This window comes from Pseudomonas paracarnis, assembly GCF_904063055.1.
In the GTDB taxonomy this organism is placed as follows: Bacteria; Pseudomonadota; Gammaproteobacteria; order Pseudomonadales; family Pseudomonadaceae; genus Aquipseudomonas; species Aquipseudomonas paracarnis.
The window spans coordinates 113,104-138,045 of the sequence record NZ_CAJFCN010000013.1; the positions used below are offsets into that span (position 1 = coordinate 113,104).

A 24,942-nucleotide genomic window follows, 5' to 3' on the forward strand; every position below is an offset into this window, starting at 1 on the left:
ACTACGAACCAACAAAAAAGGCCAACGCTAAGCGTTGGCCTTTTCTTTTTAGCAGATGTTCCTGATCAGAAGTCCAGGTTAGACACCGCCAAAGCATTGCTCTCGATGAAGTCACGACGAGGCTCGACCGCATCACCCATCAGGGTGTTGAAGATCTGGTCGGCGCCAATGGCGTCTTCGATGGTCACGCGCAGCATGCGACGTTGAGCAGGGTCCATGGTGGTTTCCCACAGCTGATCCGGGTTCATCTCGCCCAGACCTTTATAGCGCTGGATGGTATGACGCTTGGTGCTTTCCGCCATCAACCAGTCCAAGGCTTCCTTGAACTCCTTGACCTGCTTCTTGCGTTCGCCACGCTGAATGTAAGCACCGTCGTCCAGCAGGGTGCTCAATTGCGCGCCGAGGGTAACCACGGTCTTGTAGTCGTTGCTACCGAAGAAGTCGCGGTTGAAGGTGACGTAATTGGACAGGCCGTGGGAAATCAGTTCGACCTCTGGCAGCCATACGTTACGTTCACGGTCCTCACGTAGGCTGGCTTTGTACACCAGGCCAGACTTCTCCACAGTACGCAGGCGCACTTCGTATTGGGCCAGCCAATCCTGCATGGCGGCGTGATCGCCCAACTGCTCCAGGCTCACGGCCGGCAGGTAGATAAAGTGCTCGGTCAGCTCCTGAGGGTACAGGCGCGACAAACGCTTGAGTGTCTTCATGACCATACGGAAGTCGTTGACCAGTCGCTCCAGCGACTCACCGGAGATACCCGGCGCTTCGTCATTCAAGTGCAGGCTGGCATCTTCCAGGGCCGACTGCGTCATGTACTCTTCCATGGCGTCGTCGTCTTTGATGTATTGCTCTTGCTTGCCCTTTTTCACTTTGTACAACGGCGGCTGGGCGATGTAGATGTAGCCACGCTCGATCAGCTCCGGCAACTGACGGAAGAAGAAGGTCAGCAGCAGGGTGCGGATGTGCGAACCGTCGACGTCAGCATCGGTCATGATGATGATGTTGTGGTAGCGCAGCTTGTCGATATTGTACTCATCGCGGCCAATACCGCAGCCCAACGCCGTGATCAAGGTGCCGACTTCCTGGGAGGAAATCATCTTGTCGAAGCGGGCCTTCTCAACGTTAAGGATCTTACCCTTCAACGGCAGGATGGCCTGGGTGCGACGGTTACGACCCTGCTTGGCGGAACCGCCAGCAGAGTCACCTTCCACCAGGTACAGTTCGGAGAGGGCAGGGTCCTTCTCCTGGCAGTCAGCCAGTTTGCCTGGCAGGCCGGCGATATCCAGCGCGCCTTTGCGGCGGGTCATTTCACGGGCCTTCCGCGCGGCTTCACGGGCGCGTGCAGCGTCGATCATCTTGCCGACAACCAGCTTGGCTTCGTTCGGGTTTTCCAACAGGAAGTCGGAGAAGTACTTACCCATTTCCTGTTCAACCGCAGTCTTCACTTCGGAAGACACCAGCTTGTCTTTGGTCTGGGAGCTGAACTTCGGATCCGGTACCTTGACCGAGATGATCGCCGTCAGGCCTTCACGGGCATCGTCACCGGTGGTGGCGACTTTATGTTTCTTCGCCAAGCCTTCCGCTTCGATGTAGGTGTTCAGGTTACGCGTCAGCGCAGAACGGAAACCCACCAGGTGAGTACCGCCATCGCGTTGTGGAATGTTGTTGGTGAAGCACAACAGGTTCTCGTTGAAGCTGTCGTTCCACTGCAGGGCGATTTCCACGCCGATGCCATCTTCACGCTGGATGTTGAAGTGGAACACTTGGTTGACCGCGGTCTTGTTGGTGTTCAGGTATTCAACGAACGCTCGCAGGCCACCTTCATACTTGAACAGCTCTTCCTTGCCGCTGCGCTCATCCTTGAGGACGATGCCGACACCGGAGTTAAGGAAAGACAGTTCGCGAATCCGCTTGGCCAGGATGTCCCAGCTGAAGTGGATGTTTTTGAAGGTTTCTTCCGATGGCTTGAAGTGGATCTGGGTACCGGTGGTTTCACTGTCACCGACGATTTTCATCGGCTCCTGTGGTACGCCGTGGACGTAGGTCTGTTCCCAAATCTTGCCGCTACGGCGGACAGTGAGGATCAGTTCTTCGGACAGGGCGTTCACTACCGACACACCTACACCGTGCAAACCACCGGATACTTTATAGGAGTTGTCGTCGAACTTACCGCCAGCGTGGAGCACGGTCATGATGACCTCTGCCGCCGAAACGCCTTCTTCTTTGTGCACGTCTACCGGGATGCCACGACCGTTGTCACGCACGGTGATGGATTCATCCGGGTGGATGATAATGCTGATGTCGTCGCAGTGACCGGCTAGAGCTTCGTCGATGGAATTATCGACCACCTCGAACACCATGTGGTGCAGACCGCTACCATCATCGGTGTCGCCAATGTACATACCGGGACGTTTGCGTACGGCATCCAAACCTTTCAGCACTTTAATGCTGGTCGAGTCGTACGTGTTTTCTTCGCTCATGCCTTCACTCCCGATGGTCGTGGGTCTGGGTGATACGGCCTTGTTCCACGTGGAACAAAGCGACTGGCGTTTCCGTCTGCCAGCCTTCCCTCAATAATTCGTGGTCTACACAGGTGATAAACACCTGGCAGCGTAAGTCTTCCAACAAGCGGCATAGCGAGCGGCGGTGCTGCTCGTCGAGCTCTGACGGCAAGTCATCCACCAAATAAATGCACTGACCGCGTCGAGCCTGGCTAACCAAATGGCCCTGCGCGATACGCAACGCACAGACCACTAGCTTCTGCTGGCCGCGAGACAAGATATCCGCAGCATTGTGTGCACCTAATCTAAGGCGCAAATCAGCGCGCTGGGGGCCGGCCTGGGTGTGTCCGATTTGCTGATCCCGTTGCAAGGACGTTGCGAGCACTGCACTCAGCTCACGTTCTTTGTCCCAACCCCGGTAATAACTCAGCGTCAGGCCCTCGAGGTCCAACAACTCGCTCAAGGTCTGCTCAAAGACTGGTTTCAAGGCTTTGATATAGGCGCGGCGGTATTCATCTATTTCGTCGCTGGCCAGGCACAGTTCACGGTCCCAGGCTGCTTGCGAAGCGGCGTCAAGTGTACCATGCCGCAGCCATGAGTTCCGCTGCCGCAGGGCCTTCTGCAGCCGCTGCCAAGTGGCCATGAAGCGTGGTTCCACGTGGAACACGCCCCAGTCGAGGAATTGCCGACGGATTTTCGGGGCACCTTCCAGCAATCGAAAGCTGTCGGGGTTGATCAGTTGCAACGGCAGGATCTCTGCCAGTTGAGCTGCGCTGCGCGCATTTTGCCCGTCGATTCGGATCTGAAATTCCCCACCACGATCACGCGATATCCCCAGGCTGCTATGACCGCCCTCAGCCAGTTCCACTTGGCCAAATACGGTACAGGCCAATTGTTCGTACTGAATCACGGGTAACAAACGGGCACTGCGGAAGGAACGCGCAAGCCCCAGCAGATGGATGGCTTCCAGCACACTGGTTTTGCCACTGCCGTTGGCGCCATGGAGGATATTGATGCGGGGGGAAGGGGAGAAGGTCACCGGGTGCAGATTGCGCACCGCGGTGACCGAGACGCGACTGAGGGACATCTAGCTTCTGCTGAGCATGATTACAGGCGCATCGGCATGACAACGTAAGCCGAGTCGTCGTTGTCGGATTCTTGTACCAGGGCGCTGCTGTTGGAGTCCGACAGGATCAGACGAACCTGTTCGGTAGTCATAACACCCAGCACGTCCAACAGGTAGCTCACGTTAAAGCCGATTTCCAGCGATGCGCCGTTGTAGTCGACACCCACTTCTTCTTCCGCCTCTTCCTGTTCCGGGTTGTTGGCCTGGATTTTCAGTTGACCGTTGGCCAGCTGCAGGCGAATACCACGGTACTTTTCGTTGGACAGAATCGCAGTACGGCTAAAGGCTTCACGCAGAGCCTGACGATCACCGACCACCAGCTTGTCGCCACCTTTAGGCAACACACGCTCGTAGTCCGGGAACTTACCGTCTACCAACTTGGAGGTGAAGGTGAACTCACCGGTGGTCGCGCGAATGTGGTGCTGGCCCAACACGATGCTGACATTGCCGTCCGGCTCGGTGAGCAAGCGCGCCAGTTCAAGGATACCTTTGCGTGGAACGATCACTTGGTGACGATCCGGCTGACCGATATCGGCACGCATCGAGCACATCGCCAGGCGGTGACCGTCGGTGGCTACAGCACGGATGATGCCTTCCGAGACTTCCAGCAGCATACCGTTGAGGTAGTAACGCACGTCCTGCTGGGCCATTGCGAAGCTGGTGCGCTCGATCAAACGACGCAGCTTGCTTTGCTCCAGGCTGCACGTCAGCGAGCCAGGGCCTTCTTCTACGGTTGGAAAGTCATTGGCCGGCAAGGTCGACAGGGTGAAACGGCTGCGGCCTGCCTTGACCACCAACTTCTGCTCATCCACCTTGATGTCGATCAGCGCATCGTTAGGCAGGCTTTTGCAGATATCCATCAGCTTGCGCGCCGGCACGGTGATCTCGCCGGGTTCGGCAGGCTCTTCGAGCTGGACACGACCCACCAGTTCGACTTCCAGGTCGGTACCGGTCAAGGACAACTGTTGCCCCTCGACCACCAGTAATACGTTGGAAAGCACCGGCAAGGTCTGTCGGCGCTCGACGACGCCTGCGACCAGTTGCAGGGGTTTCAACAGGGCTTCGCGTTGAATGGTGAAATGCATGGTCTAGTCCCTTGCCTTAATAAGCTGCGCTGGTGTCATCACGTAGTCAGTGTACGCAGCAGGTTCTTGTAGTCCTCGCGAATATCCGCGTCGGATTCCTTAAGTTCATTGATCTTGCGGCATGCGTGCAAGACCGTGGTGTGGTCGCGTCCGCCAAACACATCACCGATTTCCGGCAGGCTGTGGTTGGTCAACTCCTTGGAGAGGGCCATGGCAACCTGGCGTGGACGTGCTACCGAGCGCGAACGGCGCTTGGACAGCAGGTCGGAAATCTTGATCTTGTAGTACTCGGCCACGGTGCGCTGGATGTTATCCACACTCACCAGCTTGTCCTGCAAGGCCAACAAGTCCTTCAAGGACTCGCGAATCAGCTCGATGGTGATATCGCGACCCATGAAGTGCGAGTGGGCGATGACCCGCTTGAGCGCGCCTTCCAGCTCACGCACGTTGGAACGGATGCGTTGGGCGATGAAGAACGCAGCATCGTGAGGCAGATCGACTTTAGCCTGGTCGGCCTTCTTCATCAGGATCGCAACGCGGGTTTCCAGCTCCGGTGGCTCCACGGCAACCGTCAGGCCCCAGCCGAAACGAGACTTCAGACGTTCTTCCAGGCCTTCGATTTCCTTCGGGTAACGGTCACTGGTCAAGATGACCTGCTGGCCACCTTCGAGCAGGGCGTTGAAGGTGTGGAAGAACTCCTCTTGGGAACGTTCCTTGCGGGCAAAGAACTGAATGTCATCGATCAACAAGGCATCAACGGAGCGGTAGAAACGTTTGAACTCGTTGATGGCGTTGAGCTGCAAGGCCTTGACCATGTCGGCCACGAAGCGCTCCGAATGCAGGTAAACCACCTTGGCATTCGGGTTCTTCTTTAATAGGTGGTTACCGACGGCGTGCATCAAGTGCGTCTTACCCAAGCCCACGCCGCCATAAAGGAAGAGCGGGTTGTAACCATGCTTGGGGTTATCGGCGACCTGCCAGGCGGCCGCTCGGGCCAGCTGGTTGGACTTGCCTTCGACAAAGTTCTCGAAGGTAAACGTGCGGTTCAGGTAACTGGTGTGCTTGAGCGCGCCTTCTACCTGCACAGTACGTTGCTCGGAGCGCACGGGCGCCTGTTGAGAGCTGGCACCGGCCATCGGGTCGAAGCTGTCGCGGGACGGCTCTTCATTCTCTGGCGCATTATTTTTGCGCGACGACGGCTTGGACGGCGCAGCTGCCGGTGCAGGTGCTGCGGCGACAGGCGCCACTGCAGCTTGGGCTTGCGACGCGGCGGCGGCCAATGGCGCATTCGGCGCGGCGCGGGGAGCTGAACTGCGCTTGCTGCCTATTAATAAGGAGAGAGCAGGCGCCAGGCCGTTGCCATGTTCGTCGAGCAATTCGAGAACGCGGCCCAGGTACTTCTCGTTGACCCAGTCGAGGACAAAACGATTGGGCGCATAGACACGCAACTCGTCGCCTTCGGCTTCGACCTGTAGCGGACGGATCCAGGTGTTGAATTGCTGGGCAGGCAGCTCATCGCGCAAAAGCTCCACGCATTGCTGCCAAAGTTCCACTGACACGGATATCCCCTAAGTTGAAAGCCGGTGAGGCAAAAACAGCCGCCATTGTAGCGGCCAGCCGTCCACTTATCCACATGTAGGTTGTTCACAGGCCACCCAAAATCAACGTCTTAACCGCAAAAAATGCGACCAGTGGTCTGTGCATAAGCTCTGTGGATAAACCCACCTAAGCTCGTTGTACAAGTGGGGTCGAAAGTCTGTGGGTAACCGGCCTGTGGATAAGTAGCTGTTCCACACACAGCTTATCCGATAGCGCAGCACAGGCAGAGCACCGCTTCTCCCCCGTGTTGTCATTCTCTGTACAACACGTGGAACAAGGGCTCAAGGCAGTTATCCACAGATGATCGCGTCCCTAGCTTTTATAAGCTTTACAGAAAAGCTTTAAATAACTTCCTTCTTTATTTTTATATCTATCGCATGGCAGATGGAAGTCAGACGGGGAGAAGGGCGCCAGGACCCCGTCGACATCTAATTAAAGGAAAAGCTGGTTGGAAATTGACCTAGAGGCTTGCTTTCTCTAGAATCGCCGGTCTCTTAAAACGGGGGCCATTCCGGCCCGTTGTGGACGAACCAGGTAACAACGCCATGAAACGTACTTTCCAACCAAGCACCATCAAACGCGCCCGTACTCACGGCTTCCGTGCTCGCATGGCTACCAAGAACGGCCGTGCTGTCCTGTCGCGTCGCCGCGCCAAAGGTCGTGCGCGTCTGGCAGTTTGATAATCCGGTACTGGTGGTGAGTCAGGACTTCAGTCGGGAAAAGCGTCTGCTAACCCCCCGGCATTTCAAGGCAGTCTTTGACTCCCCCACCGGCAAGGTTCCGGGGAAAAATCTCCTGCTCCTTGCGCGTAACAACGATCTTGATCATCCCCGTCTCGGGTTGGTGATCGGCAAGAAGAGCGTAAAGCTCTCCGTTGAGCGCAATCGCCTCAAGCGTCTGATGCGCGAATCGTTTCGCCTCCACCAGGACACTCTGGTTGGTTGGGATATTGTTATCGTCGCGCGCAAAGGCTTGGGTGATGTAGAAAGCCCCGAATTGATTCAGCATTTCGGCAAGCTCTGGAAACGTTTGGCGCGTACCCACAAGCCAGCACCAGCAGTCAGCACCGAAACTGTAGGGGTAGACAGCCTTGATGCGTAAACTGGCAATCGTTCCGATCCAGTTTTATCGCTATGCCATTAGTCCTCTGATGGCCAGCCACTGTCGTTTCTACCCCAGTTGTTCCTGCTACGCGTTAGAGGCCATAGAAAATCATGGTCTTCTGCGCGGTGGCTGGCTGACCTTTCGTCGTTTAGGTCGCTGTCATCCGTGGAATCCCGGTGGTTATGACCCGGTTCCACCTATCCCTACCTCCCGTTCTTCTTCGATGGCCGAGTAATCATGGATATTAAACGCACAATCCTGATCGTCGCCCTGGCAATCGTGTCCTATGTCATGGTCCTTAAATGGAACCAGGACTACGGTCAGGCTGCCCTGCCGACTCAGAATGTTGCTACCAATCAGGCTGCGCCGGCTATTCCGGACACCCCGCTGGGTAACAATGCGTCCGCGAGTGCCGATGTTCCCAGCGCGAATGGCGAGACAAGTGCCCCGTTAGAAACGCCAGTGGTCACCAACAAAGACCTCATCCACGTAAAAACGGATGTGCTCGACCTGGCTATCGACCCACAAGGTGGTGATATCGCACAGCTGAAGCTGCCGCTTTATCCACGTCGCCAAGACCATCCGGATGTGCCGTTCCAACTGTTCGATAACGGCGGTGAACGTACCTATCTGGCGCAAAGCGGCCTGACCGGCACCAATGGTCCGGATGCACGTGCTACCGGTCGTCCGGTTTATTCGACCGAGCAGAAGACTTATCAACTGGCAGACGGCCAGAACCAGTTGAACGTCGACCTGAAATTCAGCCTCGACGGTGTCAACTACATCAAGCGTTTCAGCTTTACCCGCGGTTTGTACGATTTGAAGGTCACTTACCTGATCGACAACACCAGCGACAAAGCCTGGAGCGGCAACCTGTTTGCCCAGCTCAAGCGTGACGCCAGCTCCGATCCGTCTTCCAGCACCGCCACCGGTACCGCCACTTACCTGGGCGCCGCCCTGTGGACAAGTAACGAGCCGTACAAAAAAGTGTCGATGAAAGATATCGACAAGGGCTCGCTGAAAGAAACCGTCCAAGGTGGCTGGGTAGCGTGGCTGCAGCACTATTTCGTGACCGCCTGGATTCCTAACAAGGGTGACGCGAACCTGGTTCAGACCCGCAAGGACAGCCAGGGCAACTACATCATTGGTTTCACTGGCCCGGCGTTGACCGTCGCTCCAGGTGCCAAGGCTGAAACCAGCGCTACCCTGTACGCCGGCCCTAAAAGCCAGGCGGTACTGAAAGAGTTGTCCCCAGGCCTGGAATTGACTGTGGACTACGGCTTCCTGTGGTTCATTGCCCAGCCGATCTTCTGGCTGTTGCAGCATATCCACAGCATCGTCGGTAACTGGGGCTGGTCGATCATCTTCCTGACCATGCTGATCAAAGGGCTTTTCTTCCCTCTGTCGGCAGCCAGCTACAAATCGATGGCGCGTATGCGTGCCGTGGCCCCGAAACTGGCCGCGCTGAAAGAACAACATGGTGATGACCGGCAGAAAATGTCGCAGGCCATGATGGAGCTGTACAAGAAAGAGAAGATCAACCCGCTGGGTGGATGCTTGCCGATTCTGGTACAGATGCCGGTGTTCCTATCGCTTTACTGGGTATTGCTGGAAAGCGTTGAAATGCGCCAGGCGCCGTTCATGCTGTGGATAACTGACCTGTCGATCAAAGACCCGTTCTTTATCCTGCCGATCATCATGGGCGCGACCATGTTTATCCAGCAGCGTCTGAACCCAACCCCGCCGGATCCGATGCAGGCCAAGGTAATGAAAATGATGCCAATCATCTTCACCTTCTTCTTCCTGTGGTTCCCTGCTGGCTTGGTACTGTACTGGGTGGTCAACAACGTGTTGTCGATCTCTCAACAGTGGTACATCACACGTAAAATCGAAGCGGCTACCAAAAAAGCCGAGGCGTAATTTACTCTGTGGATAACCACTCAAGACGCCCCCTAGTGGGGCGTTTTGCTTTCCGTCACTTTTGTTCTGGAACCTGCTGATGAGCGCTCCTCGTGAAACCATCGCTGCTGTCGCTACCGCTCAAGGTCGGGGCGGTGTCGGCATCGTTCGAATTTCCGGGCCATTGGCGGGCGTGGCAGCCAAGGCTATCAGCGGCCGGGAGCTGAAACCCCGTTATGCCCATTACGGCCAGTTCCTGGATGCCGACCACAGCGTATTGGACGAGGGGCTGGCCATCTATTTTCCAGGGCCAAACTCGTTCACCGGTGAAGATGTCCTTGAACTACAAGGGCACGGTGGTCCTGTGGTGTTGGACATGCTGCTGCAGCGCTGCTTGCAATTGGGTTGCCGCCTGGCCAGACCCGGGGAATTCAGCGAACGCGCATTCTTGAACGATAAGCTCGACCTGGCCCAGGCCGAAGCTATCGCTGATTTGATCGAAGCCAGTTCTGCACAGGCTGCACGTAACGCGTTGCGCTCATTGCAGGGGGCTTTTTCCCTGCGTGTGCATAATTTGACCGAGCAGTTGATCAGTCTGCGCATCTACGTCGAAGCCGCGATTGATTTTCCGGAAGAAGAAATCGACTTTCTGGCGGATGGCCATGTATTGGCGATGCTGGACAAAGTCCGCGATGAGTTATCCACAGTGCTGCGTGAAGCCGGGCAGGGCGCCTTACTGCGCGATGGTATGACGGTGGTAATTGCCGGCCGGCCCAATGCCGGCAAATCCAGCCTGCTCAATGCTCTTGCAGGGCGCGAGGCGGCCATCGTCACCGAGATCGCCGGCACTACACGGGATATCTTGCGCGAGCATATCCACATCGACGGTATGCCGCTGCACGTGGTCGACACCGCTGGTCTGCGCGACACCGACGACCAGGTGGAAAAGATCGGCGTGGAACGTGCGCTCAAGGCGATCAGCGAAGCCGATCGTGTGTTGCTGGTGGTGGATGCCACTGCACCGGAAGCAGTGGATCCTTTTGCCTTGTGGCCCGAATTCCTTGAACAACGGCCAGACCCGGCCAAAGTCACCTTGATCCGTAACAAGGCCGACCTTACGGGTGAAGCCATCGCCCTGGAAACCAGTGAAGATGGCCACGTCACGATCAGCTTGAGCGCGAAATCGGCCGGTGAGGGTCTGGAATTGCTGCGCGAACACCTTAAAGCCTGCATGGGCTACGAACAGACGTCGGAAAGCAGCTTCAGTGCGCGGCGCAGGCACCTGGAAGCGCTGCGTCATGCCAGCGCGGCCCTGGAGCACGGGCGCGCTCAGTTGACCTTGGCGGGGGCTGGGGAGCTGCTGGCTGAAGATCTGCGTCAGGCGCAGCAGCTGTTGGGTGAAATCACCGGCGCTTTCAGTTCGGATGATTTGCTGGGGCGGATTTTCTCAAGCTTTTGCATTGGCAAGTAACCGAGTTATCCACACCGTCTACCAGTTGTAAGACACCGTACCGAGCAAGGTACGGCTGTCGCCCCAATAGCAACGCCCCGCATCGTTGCAACCGGATACATATTCCTTGTCGAACAGGTTCTTGGCGTTCAGGTCCACCGACCAGTGTGGGTTGATCTGATAACCCAGTGCCGCATCCACCAAGGTGACGCTACCTGCGTCCAGCTTCCCGTAGAGCGTAGGCGGGGTGTAGGAAAAGGTACTGTCGAAATAGCGCACCCCGCCGCCCACGGAGAAACCCTTGAGTTGGCCGTCGAGAAAGCGATATTTGCCCCACACCGAAGCCTGGTTACGCGGCACGCCCGTCATCTGACGGCCTTCTACCAGCGAAGTGGCCGAATCCTTGGTTATCCGGGCGTCGGTGTAGGTATAGGCTGCCGTCACGTTGAAGTTGGAGCTGATGTTACTGTTGACCTCGACTTCCACGCCCTTGGCGCGACTTTCACCGACTTGGCGATAGCTGTTGGTGGTGGCATCAAGGTAGGTATCGTCCTGCTTGCGCAGGTCATACACCGACACGGTCATCGCCGTATCCCAGCCGATCGGTTCGTACTTAACGCCCACTTCGTATTGGCTGCTGGTGATCGGTTTCAACGGCGAGCCGGCGTTGGAGATCTGCTGCACGGGGACAAACGCGGTGGAATAGCTGACATACGGCGTAAGGCCGTTGTCGAACTGGTACATCACCCCGCCCTGGTAAGTGAATTTACGATCCTGTGAGTTGATATTGCTCGATGGCTTGACCTTGTCTCGGTAATCGCTGTCGACCCAGTCCTGGCGGCCGCCGAGCAGAAAGAGCCAATGGTCGTATTTGCTTTGGATCTGTGCATAAACCCCTTTCATCTGCTGTTCAAGCAAAGTGTTTTGCACTGCCAGGGGAGTGAGCGGGTCGCGCAGGTACACCGGGTTATACACATCGATGGTGCCGGCGAAACCCGCATCCCAGTCTTGATTGAACGAGGTTCGGTCATAGCTGGCGCCCAATAGCACTGTGTTTTCCACACTGCCCAACTGGAACTTGCCTTCGAGCTGGTTATCCAGGGAATAGACCATCGACTTGTTGTAGCGGTCGTAGGCGTTCATGTTCAGCCGGGTGCCGAAGCCACCGTTATTCAATGAGCCAGGCCAGGTTTCGTGCCGGTTGATACGTGACTGCATATAGCGCGAGTTCTGACGGAACTGGCAGTCATCATTGAAGCTGTGGCTGAACTCATAGCCGGTGCTCCACGCTTCGCGTTCAAAGGTGTTCCAGTCCGGGTTGCCCAGCAAGGTGTGTTTGGACAGCTTGCCGTTGGGATTTGTAAGCAGGGTACCGGCGGCGGGTAGGCCGAGTTCCAGGTTGGTATGGTCTTTCTGATAGTTGGCCAGCAGCGTCAGGGTGTTGTAGTCGTCGAAGTTCAGGGTCAAGGATGGCGCGATATACAGACGATCGTCCGGAACGTGATCGGTCTGCGTGTCGGATTTACGCCCCAGCATCACCACCCGACCCAGGATAGTGTCACTGTCGTTGAGCGGGCCCGAGATATCCACACCCAACTGGCGTCGATTATTCGAACCATAACTCACCTGCACCTCGCCTTGCGGGGTTGCAGTCGGGTGTTTACTCACCAGATTAACCAAGCCACCGGGTGCGTTTTCACCGTAGAGCAGGGAAGAAGGACCGCGGAAAATCTCGACCCGTTCCAGGCCGTAGGGTTCGCTGGTGGTGTCGTATCGATTGCCTTGAACTCGCAGACCATCTCGCAGCAGGCCGTAGCCGTAATCCGTGGCGTTGAAACCGCGTATGAAAAACAGATCGCCTGCCAAGCCGTCGCCCGCCGCGAACGGTGGGGCGAAGATTCCCGGTACGTAGCCCAGCACTTCTGTCAGGGTCTGGGACTTCTGGTCCTTGATACGCTGGCCAGTGACAACGGACACCGAACGCGGGGTCTCGGACAGCGGTGTGCTGGTCTTCGTGCCGATCCGGCTGCTCTGAGCCTTGTAGCCTACATCCCCGGCGATCTCTTGATTGAAGCCGCCCTGTTGATAAGCGTTGACGGTGGTAGGGGCCAAGGTCAATTGGCCAGCAGGTGCCGCCTGTAATACATAGCTGCCGGGAGCCTGTGCGACCGCCTGCAGGTCCGAGTTCTGCAACAGTAGCGCAAAGCCCTGGTCCACCGAATAGTCACCTTGCAGCCCTGGCGTATTCAAACGCGCCGTTTGCTGTGGCGAGAAGGACAGAATCACATTGGCCTTGGCGGCAAACTGGCTCAAGGCGTTGTCCAGCGGGCCTGCGGCAATGGCAAAGTGTTGCGTTGCGCGGGCGGCCATGACGGTGGTGGATAACAACACACCGGTCGTAGCGGTGATGAACTGCAGACCGTACGTCATGCCATGGCAGGAAAGTCGTTTGCGGAGCGGGGTGGGAAGGCGCATAGGTGAGTAAGCCCTGAAGGTAGCGTCGTGATTACCTGTAGGGCCGCACCAGGTCAAAAAAAGATAACCCCTCTGTGGATTATTTTTCGATTAGCCGATCCGGGTGACCGACACCCAATAGCGCGTAAAGTATTTCACTTGAATCGGCAGGCTCGCTTGCAGGTTAGCGAGGACGGCATCGGTTGAGTCCAGACGGAATGTCCCGGAAACGCGTAGGCCCGCAGAGGCTGGGTCGCAGTGCAATACGCCCGGCCGATAGCGCGCCAACTCATCGATAACTTCTCCTAGCCGAGCATCGAGCACGATCAGTTGGCCATCGACCCAGGCGGCCTGTACACCGCCATATCGCTGGGCAGGGCGCACATTGTGCCGATCAAACTCTGCGCTCTCACCCGCGCCCATAGTGCGGCGAAGTTCGGGTTGGTCGCCGGGGGATATCTCAACCCGTTCTTCCAAGACGCCCACCCGCGTGGCATCCGGCAGTTGGCGCACAGTAAACCGAGTGCCCAGCGCCTTGACCCGGCCTTGGCGAGTTTCTACATAAAACGGTAAGTGCCCACCCCGCGTGCCGGTGTGGATAAGTACTTCACCCTCGCGCAGACGGATCAAACGTTGGTACCCGTCAAAGGCCACATCGATAGCGGTATGAGTATTGAGATTGATCTGCGTGCCATCCGCCAACTCGATGCGCCGCCTCTGGCCCACCGACGTGCGGTAATCAGCCCATGCGTTACCCAACGACGTATGTTGCTGGACGTTCCAGCCCAGGTAGCCACTGCCGCCAAGCACCAGCATCCACTTGAGTACCTGGCGCCGCTGTTGCGTGGTGGATAACGCGCGGCGTGTGAGATCAGGGGGCAGGCCACCGAGGCTGCGTTGCAACTGCTCCATCTGGTCCCAAGCCGCCTGGTGGGACGGGTCATGATTAAGCCACTGCTGCCAGGCTTGATGTTGTGCGGGCGTCGGTGATTGCGACTGGAATTGCACATACCAACTGGCAGCGACCTCGAACGCCTTGCGGTCAGGGCTGACCATTACCGGCTGGCCATGATCAGGGAGCACTCGGTGAGGGCACGGATCATGTGTTTCTTCACCGTGGTCAGCGATACCTGCAGTAGATCGGCGATCTGTTGATAAGTCAGCCCTTCAATCTGTGCCAGCATGAAAATTCGCCGTGCACGCTCACCCAGCCCAGACAGCGCTTTATCCACAGCCACCAGGGTTTCGATGATGATTGCCTTGTCTTCCTCACTGATAGCCGTGGCTTCAGGACGCTCTGCCAGGGTCTGCCTGTAGGCCTGCTCGATGGCATGCCGGCGATACCGATCAATCACCAGGCCCCTGGCGATGGTGGCCAGATAGTCCCGTGGTTCGAGGATCTGCGCCGCATGTCGTCCACCGAGCATGCGCACGAACGTGTCGTGGGCCACATCGGCTGCATCGCTGGCGTTATGCAATTTTCCCTTGAGCCATCCGCGCAACCACGAATGGTGCTGTTCATAGATGTGGCGGACCGCTGCGGTATGTGAGGAGGGAGGCATAGGCGCGACAAGGCAGGTTAATGATAATCGCTATTATTAACTGGCCCAGTGTTTTCCCACAATAGATCTGTTTTTGTCCCACCCGGGATTAATTCCCAGCTTTGCCGTGGACGAAATCGGCCGTTTCTGTGGATTAAGCCCTGTGAATAACCGCTCCTGTGCCCAGTTGATAACAGGGCGTGAAACCTGCGTAAAAACCCATCTGTGGATAACCGGTCGTTTAATCCACAGGCTTAAAGCACTTATCCAAGGGCCTCATTGGCAGATGACCACAACGTTTTGAATCGCTGTACACATTGTAAACAAAGGCCTGTAGAGATCTATCCACAGAAATGTTGCTCAGTATAAATAAACATAAAAACAAAGATTTAATAAATTTCTCTCTTTTAATTTCTATTGTCTGTGATTCATCCACAGCTGGTTAAATTTTGTGCAAAGGGTTCTTTAGGAAGCCCTAAGTCCCTATACTTGCCCGCAAAGCTCTAAAACCCTTTCAACAAACAATTCCTGATTACCTACATAAGCAGGCACGAGGTGCGTGGTGGATTTCCCTTCCCGTTTTGAAGTGATCGTCATCGGCGGCGGTCATGCCGGTACCGAGGCAGCACTGGCGTCAGCACGCATGGGTGTAAAAACCCTGTTGCTGACGCATAACGTGGAAACCCTCGGTGCCATGAGTTGCAACCCCGCAATTGGCGGGATTGGCAAAAGCCATCTGGTCAAGGAAATCGATGCCCTTGGCGGGGTAATGGCGATGGCCACCGACAAGGGTGGTATTCAATTTCGCGTGCTCAACAGCCGTAAAGGCCCGGCCGTACGTGCTACCCGGGCTCAGGCCGACCGCATCCTGTACAAGGCAGCGGTACGCGAAACCCTGGAAAACCAGCCGAACCTGTGGATATTTCAGCAGGCCGCCGATGACTTGATCGTCGAGCAGGACCAGGTACGTGGTGTTGTTACGCAAATGGGTCTGCGTTTTCATGCAGATTCGGTCGTACTGACCACGGGCACGTTCCTGGGCGGACTTATCCACATCGGTATGCAAAATTATTCCGGTGGCCGTGCCGGTGACCCGCCGTCGATTGCTCTGGCAAAACGTCTGCGTGAACTACCGCTGCGCGTCGGCCGCTTGAAAACCGGGACCCCGCCACGCATTGATGGGCGTTCTGTGGATTTCTCGATGATGACCGAGCAAGCCGGCGACACGCCGATCCCGGTCATGTCGTTCATGGGTTCCAAAGAACAGCACCCGAAACAGGTCAGCTGCTGGATTACCCACACCAACGCCCGTACCCACGAAATCATTGCCGCGAACCTTGATCGTTCGCCGATGTATTCCGGGGTGATCGAAGGCATTGGCCCGCGGTATTGCCCGTCGATCGAAGACAAGATCCACCGCTTTGCCGACAAGGAAAGCCACCAGGTCTTTATCGAACCCGAAGGCCTGACCACCCACGAGCTGTACCCCAACGGAATTTCCACTTCGCTGCCGTTCGATGTGCAAATCCAGATCGTGCAGTCGATTCGCGGTATGGAAAACGCGCACATCGTGCGTCCGGGCTACGCCATCGAGTACGACTACTTCGACCCGCGCGACCTGAAATACAGCCTGGAAACCAAAGTGATCGGTGGCCTGTTCTTCGCCGGCCAAATCAACGGCACCACCGGTTATGAAGAAGCCGGGGCCCAAGGTTTGCTGGCCGGGACCAACGCAGCATTGCGTGCACAGGGCAAAGACAGCTGGTGCCCGCGTCGCGATGAAGCCTACATCGGCGTATTGGTCGACGACCTGATTACTCTGGGTACCCAGGAACCGTACCGGATGTTCACATCTCGGGCGGAATACCGTCTGATCCTGCGCGAAGACAACGCCGACCTGCGCTTGACCGAAAAAGGTCGCGAGCTGGGCCTGGTCGATGACGCCCGCTGGGCGGCCTTCTGCAAGAAACGCGAAAGCATTGCGCTCGAAGAACAGCGTCTGAAAAGTACCTGGGTTCGCCCGGGCACGGAGCAGGGCGACGCCATCGCAGAAAAATTCGGCACGCCGTTGACCCATGAGTACAACTTGCTCAACCTGCTTTCCCGTCCGGAAATCGACTACGCTGGTTTGGTCGAAGTGACAGGCCAGGGCGCTGAAGACCCACAAGTTGCCGAACAGGTGGAGATCAAGACCAAGTACGCCGGTTACATTGATCGCCAGCAGGACGAAATTGCTCGCCTGCGCGCCAGTGAAGACACCAAGCTGCCTGTGGATATCGACTACACCGGGATTTCCGGGTTGTCGAAAGAAATCCAAAGCAAGTTGGGGATAACTCGTCCGGAAACCCTCGGGCAGGCTTCACGTATTCCTGGCGTCACCCCGGCAGCCATCTCGCTGTTGATGATTCATTTGAAAAAACGCGGCGCGGGCCGTCAGTTGGAGCAAAGCGCTTGAGTTCGTTGGTCACCTCGCAACACGCCGAAGAGTTATCCACAGGGGCGCGCCAGTTGGGCGTTGCGCTGACCGAAGCCCAGCATGAGCTACTTCTGGGCTACCTGGCCCTGTTGATCAAATGGAACAAGGCTTACAACCTGACCGCAGTGCGTGATCCGGACGAAATGGTCTCGCGCCATCTGCTCGATAGTCTTAGTGTTATGCCATTCATCGAAAATGGTCGCTGGCTGGATGTCGGCAGCGGCGGCGGAATGCCCGGTATTCCGCTGGCGATTCTGTTTTCCGAGTCGCAAGTGACCTGCCTGGACAGCAACGGCAAGAAAACCCGCTTCCTGACCCAGGTCAAGCTCGAACTCAAGCTGGACAACCTGCAAGTTATCCACAGCCGCGTCGAAGCCTTCACGCCTGAACAGCCCTTCAACGGAATTGTTTCCCGGGCGTTCAGCAGCATGGAGAACTTCAGCAACTGGACCCGCCACCTTGGCGATCGCGACACGCGCTGGCTGGCAATGAAGGGCGTCCATCCAAGCGACGAGCTGTTAGCATTGCCGGCAGACTTCCACCTCGATAGCGAACACGCCTTGGCCGTACCTGGTTGCCAAGGCCAACGCCATCTGCTGATACTGCGCCGCACGGCATGATTGGGAACACAAGCAAGAATGGCTAAGGTATTCGCGATAGCGAACCAGAAAGGTGGCGTGGGTAAAACCACCACCTGTATCAACCTCGCAGCATCCCTGGTCGCGACCAAGCGTCGGGTGCTGTTGATCGATCTCGATCCACAGGGCAACGCCACCATGGGTAGCGGTGTGGATAAACACGGCCTGGAAAACTCGGTCTACGATTTGCTGATTGGCGAATGCGACCTTGCCCAGGCCATGCATTATTCCGAGCACGGCGGTTACCAACTGCTGCCGGCCAACCGCGATCTGACCGCGGCGGAAGTGGTGTTGCTGGAAATGCAGATGAAAGAAAGCCGTCTGCGCAGCGCCCTGGCGCCCATTCGCGACAACTACGATTACATCTTGATCGACTGCCCACCGTCGCTGTCGATGCTCACGCTTAACGCGCTGGTGGCCGCCGATGGGGTAATTATCCCCATGCAGTGCGAGTACTACGCGTTGGAAGGCCTGAGCGACCTTGTGGATAACATCAAGCGCATTGCCGAGTTGCTCAACCCGAAACTGCAGATCGAAGGCTTGTTGCGGACCATGTTCGACCCGCGCCTGAGCCTGATGAACGATGTGTCGGCGCAGCTCAAGGAACACTTCGGTGACCAGCTGTACGACACCGTGATTCCACGCAACATCCGTCTGGCCGAAGCGCCAAGCTATGGCATGCCGGCGCTGGCGTACGACAAATCCTCGCGTGGCGCCATCGCCTACCTGGCATTGGCTGGCGAGATGGTTCGCCGCCAACGCCGTAATTCACGCACCGCTGCAGCCCAGCCAACTTAAGGAATCCCCATGGCCGTCAAGAAACGAGGTCTCGGACGTGGACTGGATGCACTGTTGAGTGGTCCGACCGTCACATCGCTTGAAGAACAAGCGGTGCAGGCCGACGAGCGCGAGCTGCAGCACTTGCCGCTGGACCTGATCCAGCGCGGCAAATACCAGCCACGTCGGGACATGGACCCCCAGGCCCTGGAAGAACTGTCCAACTCGATCAAGGCTCAGGGCGTGATGCAGCCCATCGTGGTGCGCCCCATTGGCGGTGGCCGCTTTGAGATTATCGCCGGGGAGCGCCGCTGGCGTGCCAGCCAGCAGGCCGGCAAGGAGACTATCCCGGCGATGGTGCGCGACGTGCCGGATGAAACCGCGATCGCCATGGCGCTGATCGAGAATATTCAGCGTGAAGACCTCAACCCGATCGAAGAAGCGATTGCGTTGCAGCGTTTGCAGCAGGAATTCCAGCTCACCCAGCAACAAGTGGCCGAGGCAGTGGGCAAGTCCCGCGTCACCGTGTCCAACTTGTTGCGTTTGATCGCGCTGCCGGAAGTGATCAAGACCATGTTGTCCCACGGCGACCTGGAAATGGGCCATGCCCGTGCGTTGCTCGGTTTGCCGGAAAATCAACAGGTTGAAGGGGCGCGACACGTTGTCGCACGAGGCCTGACCGTACGTCAGACTGAAGCGCTGGTGCGCCAATGGCTCAGCGGCAAACCTGCACCGGTGGAAACCGCCAAACCTGATCCGGATATCGCGCGACTCGAGCAGCGCCTGGCCGAGCGCCTGGGCTCTGCGGTGCAAATTCGTCACGGCAAGAAGGGCAAAGGGCAATTGGTCATCGGATATAACTCCCTTGACGAGCTTCAAGGCGTCCTTGCCCACATCCGCTGAAACATTTGCTTATGTAGCGCGTGATCGGAAATCACTACCCGACAGTTGAATAGGGGCTGAACCGCCCCTATACTCTGCGCGCATTTTGTCGGCACAAATTATGCCAAGTTATTGATTTCCGGCAGCCGACCATTGAGGAGCAAGAGTGATGGAAACCCGCACGCCAAACACGTTGCCGTTCCATCGCTTGGCTGTTTTTCCGGTTCTACTGGCTCAATTTGTCATTTTGCTGATCGCCGCATTGGCGCTTTGGTATTGGCATGGAGTCGTAGCCGGGTATTCAGGACTCTGCGGAGGCCTGATAGCCTTGCTGCCCAATATGTATTTTGCTCACAGGGCCTTTCGGTTTTCCGGCGCCCGAGCAGCCCAGGCTATCGTCCGGTCTTTTTATGCCGGCGAGGCGGGGAAACTGATTTTGACGGCAGTGCTGTTTGCACTGACCTTTGCAGGTGTGAAGCCATTGGCGCCGCTGGCTGTATTCGGCGTCTTCGTGTTGACCCAACTGGTCAGCTGGTTCGCTCCCCTGCTAATGAAAACAAGACTTTCGAAACCTTAGGGCGTTTGAGGCAACCATGGCAGAAACAACCGCTTCGGGCTATATCCAGCACCACTTGCAGAACCTGACCTTCGGTCAGCTTCCTAATGGCGGCTGGGGCTTTGCCCACACCGCAGCAGAAGCCAAAGAAATGGGTTTCTGGGCTTTCCACCTGGATACTCTGGGTTGGTCGGTCGCATTGGGTCTGATCTTCGTCCTGATTTTCCGCATGGCGGCAAAGAAGGCGACTTCGGGTCAGCCAGGTGCTTTGCAGAACTTCGTTGAAGTATTGGTCGAATTCGTCGATGGCAGCGTGAAAGACAGCTTCCATGGCCGTAGCCCGGTGATTGCACCGCTGGCACTGACCATCTTCGTCTGGGTGTTCCTGATGAACGCCGTCGACCTGATCCCGGTGGACTGGATTCCTCAGTTGGCCATGGCGATCTCCGGCGACCCGCACATTCCATTCCGCGCCGTATCCACCACTGACCCGAACGCCACACTGGGCATGGCTCTGTCGGTATTCGCGCTGATCATTTTCTACAGCATCAAGGTCAAGGGCATCGGCGGCTTCATCGGCGAACTGACCCTGCACCCGTTCGGCAGCAAGAACATCTTCGTTCAAGCCCTGCTGATCCCGGTGAACTTCCTGCTGGAATTCGTCACCCTAGTCGCCAAGCCGATTTCCCTGGCTCTGCGACTGTTCGGCAACATGTATGCCGGCGAGCTGGTGTTCATTCTGATCGCTGTGATGTTCGGCAGCGGCCTGCTCTGGCTTAGCGGCCTGGGCGTAGTTCTGCAGTGGGCGTGGGCTGTGTTCCACATCCTGATCATTACCCTGCAGGCCTTCATCTTCATGATGCTGACCATCGTCTACCTGTCGATGGCGCACGAAGAGAACCATTAAGACCAGTCTCGACTAGTCTGATGTCCTTCCCGGTCAAACGGGAAGGTGGCCCAACAGGGCTATGAAACGATTTGTTTTACCGCTTTAAAATCTAAAAAACCTAAACCATACGACGTAAAAGTCGGGAGGAAAGATGGAAACTGTAGTTGGTCTAACCGCTATCGCTGTTGCACTGTTGATCGGCCTGGGCGCCCTGGGTACTGCCATTGGTTTCGGCCTGCTGGGCGGCAAATTCCTGGAAGGCGCAGCGCGTCAGCCAGAAATGGTCCCAATGCTGCAAGTTAAAATGTTCATCGTCGCCGGCCTGCTCGACGCCGTGACCATGATCGGCGTTGGTATCGCACTGTTCTTCACCTTCGCGAACCCCTTCGTTGGTCAACTCGCTGGCTAATCACTCGAATTTTCGAGTGATTGGGGTGATGGACAACGAATGAGCGAGGTGTTGGCGTGAACATTAATGCAACCCTGATTGGCCAATCCGTTGCGTTCTTCATTTTTGTAGTGTTTTGCATGAAGTTCGTGTGGCCTCCGGTCATCGCGGCTTTGCACGAACGTCAGAAGAAGATCGCGGATGGTTTGGACGCTGCCAGCCGTGCAGCTCGCGACCTGGAGTTGGCCCACGAGAAAGTGGGTCAGCAACTGCGCGAAGCTAAAGCACAGGCAGCCGAGATCATTGAGCAAGCCAAGAAACGCGGTAACCAGATCGTCGAAGAGGCTGTTGAAAAAGCCCGCGTCGAAGCTGACCGTGTGAAGGCTTCGGCTCATGCCGAGATCGAACAGGAACTGAACGGTGTCAAAGACGCGCTGCGTGCCCAACTGGGTGCTCTGGCCGTTGGCGGTGCCGAGAAGATCCTCGGTGCCACAATCGATCAAAACGCGCACGCGGAGCTGGTTAACAAACTGGCTGCTGAAATTTAAGCGAGGGCGATCATGGCAGAACTGACCACGTTGGCCCGACCTTACGCTAAGGCAGCCTTCGAGCACGCCCAGGCCCACCAGCAGCTGGCCTCTTGGTCAGCCATGCTCGGCCTGGCTGCAGCAGTGTCGCAAGACGACACCATGCAGCGCGTGCTCAAGGCCCCGCGCCTGACGAGCGCAGACAAGGCCGCCACTTTTATTGAAGTGTGCGGCGACAAGTTTGATGTGAAGGTGCAGAACTTCATCCACGTCATTGCCGAAAACGACCGTCTCCCGCTATTGCCGGAGATCGCCGCTCTGTTCGACCTGTACAAGGCCGAAGCAGAGAAATCGGTAGACGTTGAAGTGACCAGTGCTTTCGCATTGAACCAAGAACAGCAAGACAAACTCGCCAAGGTTCTCAGTGCACGACTCAATCGGGAAGTGCGCCTGCAAGCTTCGGAGGACGCATCGCTTATTGGTGGTGTTGTTATCCGTGCCGGCGACCTGGTTATCGATGGCTCGATTCGCGGCAAAATCGCGAAACTTGCCGAAGCATTGAAATCTTGAGTTTGAAGGGGCAGCAGAGCAATGCAGCAACTCAATCCTTCCGAAATAAGTGAAATTATCAAGGGCCGCATCGACAAGCTCGATGTGACCTCCCAAGCCCGTAACGAAGGCACTGTCGTCAGCGTATCTGACGGCATCGTGCGGATTCACGGTCTGGCCGACGTCATGTACGGCGAGATGATCGAGTTTCCGGGCGGCGTCTACGGTATGGCCCTCAACCTGGAGCAAGACTCCGTAGGTGCCGTTGTATTGGGCGCGTACACCAGTCTGGCTGAAGGCATGAGCGCCAAGTGCACAGGCCGCATCCTGGAAGTTCCGGTTGGTAAGGAACTGCTGGGTCGCGTAGTCGACGCACTGGGTAACCCTGTTGACGGTAAAGGTCCACTGGGCAACACCGAGACCGACGCGGTCGAGAAAGTTGCTCCAGGCGTGATCTGGCGTAAGTCGGTAGACCAGCCTGTACAGACTGGCTACAAGGCTGTCGATGCCATGATCCCGGTCGGCCGTGGCCAGCGTGAGCTGATCATCGGTGACCGTCAGATCGGTAAAACCGCTCTGGCGATCGACGCGATCATCAACCAGAAAGACAGCGGCATTTTCTGCGTCTACGTAGCCATCGGTCAGAAGCAATCGACCATCGCCAACGTAGTTCGCAAGCTGGAAGAAAACGGCGCCCTGGCCAACACGATCATCGTGGCTGCCAGTGCTTCGGAATCTCCTGCGCTGCAATTCCTGGCACCGTACTCCGGCTGCACCATGGGTGAATTCTTCCGCGACCGCGGTGAAGACGCGCTGATCGTTTATGACGATCTGTCCAAGCAAGCAGTGGCTTATCGCCAGATTTCCCTGCTGCTGCGCCGTCCACCAGGCCGTGAAGCTTACCCAGGCGACGTGTTCTATCTCCACTCCCGTCTGCTGGAGCGCGCATCCCGCGTTTCGGAAGAATACGTAGAGAAGTTCACCAACGGCGCAGTGACCGGCAAAACCGGTTCCCTGACCGCACTGCCGATCATCGAAACCCAGGCTGGCGACGTTTCCGCGTTCGTTCCGACCAACGTGATTTCCATCACCGACGGTCAGATCTTCCTGGAATCGGCCATGTTCAACTCGGGCATCCGCCCTGCAGTGAACGCCGGTGTTTCGGTATCCCGTGTGGGTGGTGCCGCTCAGACCAAGATCATCAAGAAGCTCTCCGGTGGTATCCGTACCGCTCTGGCTCAGTACCGTGAACTGGCGGCATTCGCCCAGTTCGCTTCTGACCTGGACGAAGCGACCCGTAAGCAACTTGAGCATGGTCAGCGCGTTACCGAGCTGATGAAGCAGAAGCAATACGCCCCAATGTCGATCGCTGACATGGCGTTGTCGCTGTATGCCGCTGAGCGTGGGTTCCTGACCGACGTTGAAATCGCCAAGGTCGGCAGCTTTGAACAAGCGCTGATTGCTTACTTCAACCGCGATCACGCCGAATTGATGGCGAAGATCAACGTGAAGGGTGACTTCAATGACGATATCGACGCTGGCATGAAAGCCGGTATCGAGAAGTTCAAGGCCACCCAAACCTGGTAAGCCGCAGCGGGAGCCGCAAGGCTTCCGCTTGCTAACCTGATAGGTGTTACATGGCAGGCGCAAAAGAGATTCGCAGTAAGATTGCGAGCATCAAAAGCACGCAAAAAATTACCAGCGCCATGGAAAAAGTGGCGGTCAGCAAAATGCGCAAGGCACAAATGCGCATGGCTGCTAGCCGTCCTTATGCGGAGCGTATCCGCCAGGTAATTGGGCATCTGGCCAACGCCAACCCGGAATACCGCCACCCGTTCATGATCGAGCGCGCCGTCAAGCGTGCAGGTTATGTGGTAGTGAGCAGTGACCGTGGTTTGTGCGGTGGTCTGAATACCAACCTGTTCAAGGCCCTGGTCAAGGACATGGCGGTAAACCGCGAAAACGGCGTCGAGATCGATCTGTGTGTTGTTGGTAGCAAGGGTGCGGCCTTTTTCCGCAACTTCGGCGGTAACGTCGTTGCAGCTATCAGCCACCTGGGTGAAGAGCCGTCGATCAATGATTTGATCGGCAGTGTGAAGGTGATGCTGGATGCGTACCTGGAAGGCCGGATTGACCGCCTGTCCGTGGTATCCAACAAGTTCATCAACACCATGACCCAGCAGCCAACCGTGGAGCAATTGATTCCACTGGTGGCAACCCCGGATCAGGAACTCAAGCACCACTGGGACTACCTCTACGAACCAGACGCCAAAGAGCTGCTTGACGGCTTGATGGTGCGCTACGTGGAGTCGCAGGTGTACCAGGCGGTGGTCGAGAACAACGCAGCTGAACAAGCGGCGCGGATGATCGCGATGAAAAACGCTACCGATAACGCCGGTGATCTGATCAGCGATTTGCAGCTGATCTACAACAAGGCGCGTCAGGCTGCGATCACCCAAGAGATCTCGGAAATCGTCGGCGGCGCTGCCGCGGTTTAA

At 56.9% G+C, this 24,942-nt stretch carries 23 protein-coding genes; 16 read left to right on the plus strand and 7 right to left on the minus strand.

The features are described 5' to 3' along the window. Window positions 1-65 precede the first annotated feature (65 nt). The 4 genes from gyrB to dnaA are packed head-to-tail and all read right to left on the minus strand — an operon-like array spanning window position 66 to window position 6,274. Window positions 66-2,483: a DNA topoisomerase (ATP-hydrolyzing) subunit B gene (gyrB, locus tag JMV15_RS23190; protein ID WP_003187253.1), complete on the minus strand. Its 2,418-nt coding sequence runs from the start codon at window positions 2,481-2,483 to the stop codon at window positions 66-68. A 4-nt stretch (window positions 2,484-2,487) separates the two neighbouring features. Further along, window positions 2,488-3,591, minus strand: a complete 1,104-nt coding sequence (gene recF / locus JMV15_RS23195; RefSeq protein ID WP_003187251.1) for a DNA replication/repair protein RecF — start codon at window positions 3,589-3,591, stop codon at window positions 2,488-2,490. A 20-nt stretch (window positions 3,592-3,611) separates the two neighbouring features. Further along, complete coding sequence (gene dnaN / locus JMV15_RS23200; RefSeq protein WP_003187250.1) at window positions 3,612-4,715, minus strand: DNA polymerase III subunit beta; 1,104 nt, start codon at window positions 4,713-4,715, stop codon at window positions 3,612-3,614. Between the two features lie 38 nt (window positions 4,716-4,753). Further along, entirely contained in the window at window positions 4,754-6,274 is a 1,521-nt protein-coding gene (dnaA, locus tag JMV15_RS23205; protein ID WP_014716280.1) for a chromosomal replication initiator protein DnaA, read from the minus strand. Between the two features lie 585 nt (window positions 6,275-6,859). Between dnaA and rpmH the strand changes: the two genes are divergently transcribed. From rpmH to mnmE, 5 genes are all read left to right on the plus strand, one after another. Then, on the plus strand, window positions 6,860-6,994 hold the full coding sequence (rpmH, locus tag JMV15_RS23210) for a 50S ribosomal protein L34 (protein WP_003213577.1): 135 nt from the start codon (window positions 6,860-6,862) through the stop codon (window positions 6,992-6,994). 13 nt (window positions 6,995-7,007) lie between these two features. Next, the gene (gene rnpA, locus JMV15_RS23215) at window positions 7,008-7,415 is read left to right on the plus strand and encodes a ribonuclease P protein component (protein WP_019816913.1); all 408 of its coding nucleotides are present in this window, start codon (window positions 7,008-7,010) and stop codon (window positions 7,413-7,415) included. Then, window positions 7,408-7,653 (plus strand): membrane protein insertion efficiency factor YidD, encoded by a 246-nt coding sequence (yidD, locus tag JMV15_RS23220; protein WP_019816912.1) that lies wholly within the window; start codon window positions 7,408-7,410, stop codon window positions 7,651-7,653. The genes rnpA and yidD overlap by 8 nt, the downstream gene beginning before the upstream one ends. A gap of 2 nt (window positions 7,654-7,655) precedes the next feature. Further along, complete coding sequence (gene yidC / locus JMV15_RS23225) at window positions 7,656-9,338, plus strand: membrane protein insertase YidC (protein WP_014720596.1); 1,683 nt, start codon at window positions 7,656-7,658, stop codon at window positions 9,336-9,338. Window positions 9,339-9,417: 79 nt separating this feature from the next. Continuing rightward, window positions 9,418-10,788 carry a tRNA uridine-5-carboxymethylaminomethyl(34) synthesis GTPase MnmE gene (gene mnmE / locus JMV15_RS23230; RefSeq protein WP_014720595.1) on the plus strand — a complete coding sequence of 457 codons (1,371 nt, stop codon included), beginning with the start codon at window positions 9,418-9,420 and terminating at the stop codon, window positions 10,786-10,788. An 18-nt stretch (window positions 10,789-10,806) separates the two neighbouring features. Here mnmE and JMV15_RS23235 read toward each other — a convergent pair whose 3' ends face one another. The 3 genes from JMV15_RS23235 to JMV15_RS23245 all read right to left on the minus strand — a co-directional run bounded on the left by JMV15_RS23235 (window position 10,807) and on the right by JMV15_RS23245 (window position 14,783). Then, a complete protein-coding gene (locus JMV15_RS23235; protein ID WP_408004002.1) occupies window positions 10,807-13,197 on the minus strand; it encodes a TonB-dependent siderophore receptor in 2,391 nt (796 codons plus the stop codon). 135 nt (window positions 13,198-13,332) lie between these two features. Next, on the minus strand, window positions 13,333-14,277 hold the full coding sequence (locus JMV15_RS23240; RefSeq protein WP_014720593.1) for a FecR domain-containing protein: 945 nt from the start codon (window positions 14,275-14,277) through the stop codon (window positions 13,333-13,335). Then, window positions 14,277-14,783: a sigma-70 family RNA polymerase sigma factor gene (locus JMV15_RS23245; RefSeq protein WP_032872171.1), complete on the minus strand. Its 507-nt coding sequence runs from the start codon at window positions 14,781-14,783 to the stop codon at window positions 14,277-14,279. Before JMV15_RS23245 ends, JMV15_RS23240 begins: the two co-directional genes overlap by 1 nt. Window positions 14,784-15,324: 541 nt before the next feature. On the opposite strand from JMV15_RS23245, the gene mnmG reads away from it, so the two are divergent. The 11 genes from mnmG (at window position 15,325) to atpG (ending at window position 24,942) form a co-directional block, all read left to right on the plus strand. Then, window positions 15,325-17,217 carry a tRNA uridine-5-carboxymethylaminomethyl(34) synthesis enzyme MnmG gene (gene mnmG / locus JMV15_RS23250; protein WP_014720591.1) on the plus strand — a complete coding sequence of 631 codons (1,893 nt, stop codon included), beginning with the start codon at window positions 15,325-15,327 and terminating at the stop codon, window positions 17,215-17,217. Next, entirely contained in the window at window positions 17,214-17,858 is a 645-nt protein-coding gene (gene rsmG, locus JMV15_RS23255; protein WP_014720590.1) for a 16S rRNA (guanine(527)-N(7))-methyltransferase RsmG, read from the plus strand. Before mnmG ends, rsmG begins: the two co-directional genes overlap by 4 nt. An 18-nt stretch (window positions 17,859-17,876) precedes the next feature. After that, window positions 17,877-18,674, plus strand: a complete 798-nt coding sequence (locus JMV15_RS23260) for a ParA family protein (protein WP_003195891.1) — start codon at window positions 17,877-17,879, stop codon at window positions 18,672-18,674. Between the two features lie 9 nt (window positions 18,675-18,683). Further along, complete coding sequence (locus JMV15_RS23265) at window positions 18,684-19,556, plus strand: ParB/RepB/Spo0J family partition protein (RefSeq protein ID WP_003195890.1); 873 nt, start codon at window positions 18,684-18,686, stop codon at window positions 19,554-19,556. A gap of 148 nt (window positions 19,557-19,704) precedes the next feature. Continuing rightward, entirely contained in the window at window positions 19,705-20,112 is a 408-nt protein-coding gene (locus JMV15_RS23270) for a F0F1 ATP synthase subunit I (RefSeq protein WP_010565865.1), read from the plus strand. A 16-nt stretch (window positions 20,113-20,128) separates the two neighbouring features. Continuing rightward, the gene (gene atpB / locus JMV15_RS23275; RefSeq protein ID WP_014720589.1) at window positions 20,129-20,998 is read left to right on the plus strand and encodes a F0F1 ATP synthase subunit A; all 870 of its coding nucleotides are present in this window, start codon (window positions 20,129-20,131) and stop codon (window positions 20,996-20,998) included. 133 nt (window positions 20,999-21,131) lie between these two features. Then, the gene (gene atpE / locus JMV15_RS23280) at window positions 21,132-21,389 is read left to right on the plus strand and encodes a F0F1 ATP synthase subunit C (protein ID WP_002555987.1); all 258 of its coding nucleotides are present in this window, start codon (window positions 21,132-21,134) and stop codon (window positions 21,387-21,389) included. Between the two features lie 56 nt (window positions 21,390-21,445). Continuing rightward, window positions 21,446-21,916 carry a F0F1 ATP synthase subunit B gene (locus JMV15_RS23285; protein WP_003195835.1) on the plus strand — a complete coding sequence of 157 codons (471 nt, stop codon included), beginning with the start codon at window positions 21,446-21,448 and terminating at the stop codon, window positions 21,914-21,916. Between the two features lie 12 nt (window positions 21,917-21,928). Then, on the plus strand, window positions 21,929-22,465 hold the full coding sequence (locus JMV15_RS23290; protein WP_003195833.1) for a F0F1 ATP synthase subunit delta: 537 nt from the start codon (window positions 21,929-21,931) through the stop codon (window positions 22,463-22,465). 21 nt (window positions 22,466-22,486) lie between these two features. Further along, complete coding sequence (gene atpA / locus JMV15_RS23295; protein WP_003195831.1) at window positions 22,487-24,031, plus strand: F0F1 ATP synthase subunit alpha; 1,545 nt, start codon at window positions 22,487-22,489, stop codon at window positions 24,029-24,031. Between the two features lie 50 nt (window positions 24,032-24,081). Continuing rightward, window positions 24,082-24,942: a F0F1 ATP synthase subunit gamma gene (atpG, locus tag JMV15_RS23300; RefSeq protein ID WP_005792602.1), complete on the plus strand. Its 861-nt coding sequence runs from the start codon at window positions 24,082-24,084 to the stop codon at window positions 24,940-24,942.

Bases quoted from the DNA above. Each gene is read 5' to 3' on its own strand.
- yidC (WP_014720596.1), top strand. From the start codon at position 7,656: ATGGATATTAAACGCACAATCCTGATCGTCGCCCTGGCAATCGTGTCC.
- gyrB (WP_003187253.1), bottom strand. From the start codon at position 2,483: ATGAGCGAAGAAAACACGTACGACTCGACCAGCATTAAAGTGCTGAAA.
- yidD (WP_019816912.1), top strand. From the start codon at position 7,408: ATGCGTAAACTGGCAATCGTTCCGATCCAGTTTTATCGCTATGCCATT.
- atpG (WP_005792602.1), top strand. From the start codon at position 24,082: ATGGCAGGCGCAAAAGAGATTCGCAGTAAGATTGCGAGCATCAAAAGC.
- atpA (WP_003195831.1), top strand. From the start codon at position 22,487: ATGCAGCAACTCAATCCTTCCGAAATAAGTGAAATTATCAAGGGCCGC.
- dnaN (WP_003187250.1), bottom strand. From the start codon at position 4,715: ATGCATTTCACCATTCAACGCGAAGCCCTGTTGAAACCCCTGCAACTG.
- atpB (WP_014720589.1), top strand. From the start codon at position 20,129: ATGGCAGAAACAACCGCTTCGGGCTATATCCAGCACCACTTGCAGAAC.
- atpE (WP_002555987.1), top strand. From the start codon at position 21,132: ATGGAAACTGTAGTTGGTCTAACCGCTATCGCTGTTGCACTGTTGATC.
- JMV15_RS23290 (WP_003195833.1), top strand. From the start codon at position 21,929: ATGGCAGAACTGACCACGTTGGCCCGACCTTACGCTAAGGCAGCCTTC.
- JMV15_RS23235 (WP_408004002.1), bottom strand. From the start codon at position 13,197: ATGACGTACGGTCTGCAGTTCATCACCGCTACGACCGGTGTGTTGTTA.
- recF (WP_003187251.1), bottom strand. From the start codon at position 3,591: ATGTCCCTCAGTCGCGTCTCGGTCACCGCGGTGCGCAATCTGCACCCG.
- JMV15_RS23245 (WP_032872171.1), bottom strand. From the start codon at position 14,783: ATGCCTCCCTCCTCACATACCGCAGCGGTCCGCCACATCTATGAACAG.
- mnmE (WP_014720595.1), top strand. From the start codon at position 9,418: ATGAGCGCTCCTCGTGAAACCATCGCTGCTGTCGCTACCGCTCAAGGT.
- JMV15_RS23260 (WP_003195891.1), top strand. From the start codon at position 17,877: ATGGCTAAGGTATTCGCGATAGCGAACCAGAAAGGTGGCGTGGGTAAA.
- JMV15_RS23240 (WP_014720593.1), bottom strand. From the start codon at position 14,277: ATGGTCAGCCCTGACCGCAAGGCGTTCGAGGTCGCTGCCAGTTGGTAT.
- JMV15_RS23270 (WP_010565865.1), top strand. From the start codon at position 19,705: ATGGAAACCCGCACGCCAAACACGTTGCCGTTCCATCGCTTGGCTGTT.
- rpmH (WP_003213577.1), top strand. From the start codon at position 6,860: ATGAAACGTACTTTCCAACCAAGCACCATCAAACGCGCCCGTACTCAC.
- JMV15_RS23265 (WP_003195890.1), top strand. From the start codon at position 18,684: ATGGCCGTCAAGAAACGAGGTCTCGGACGTGGACTGGATGCACTGTTG.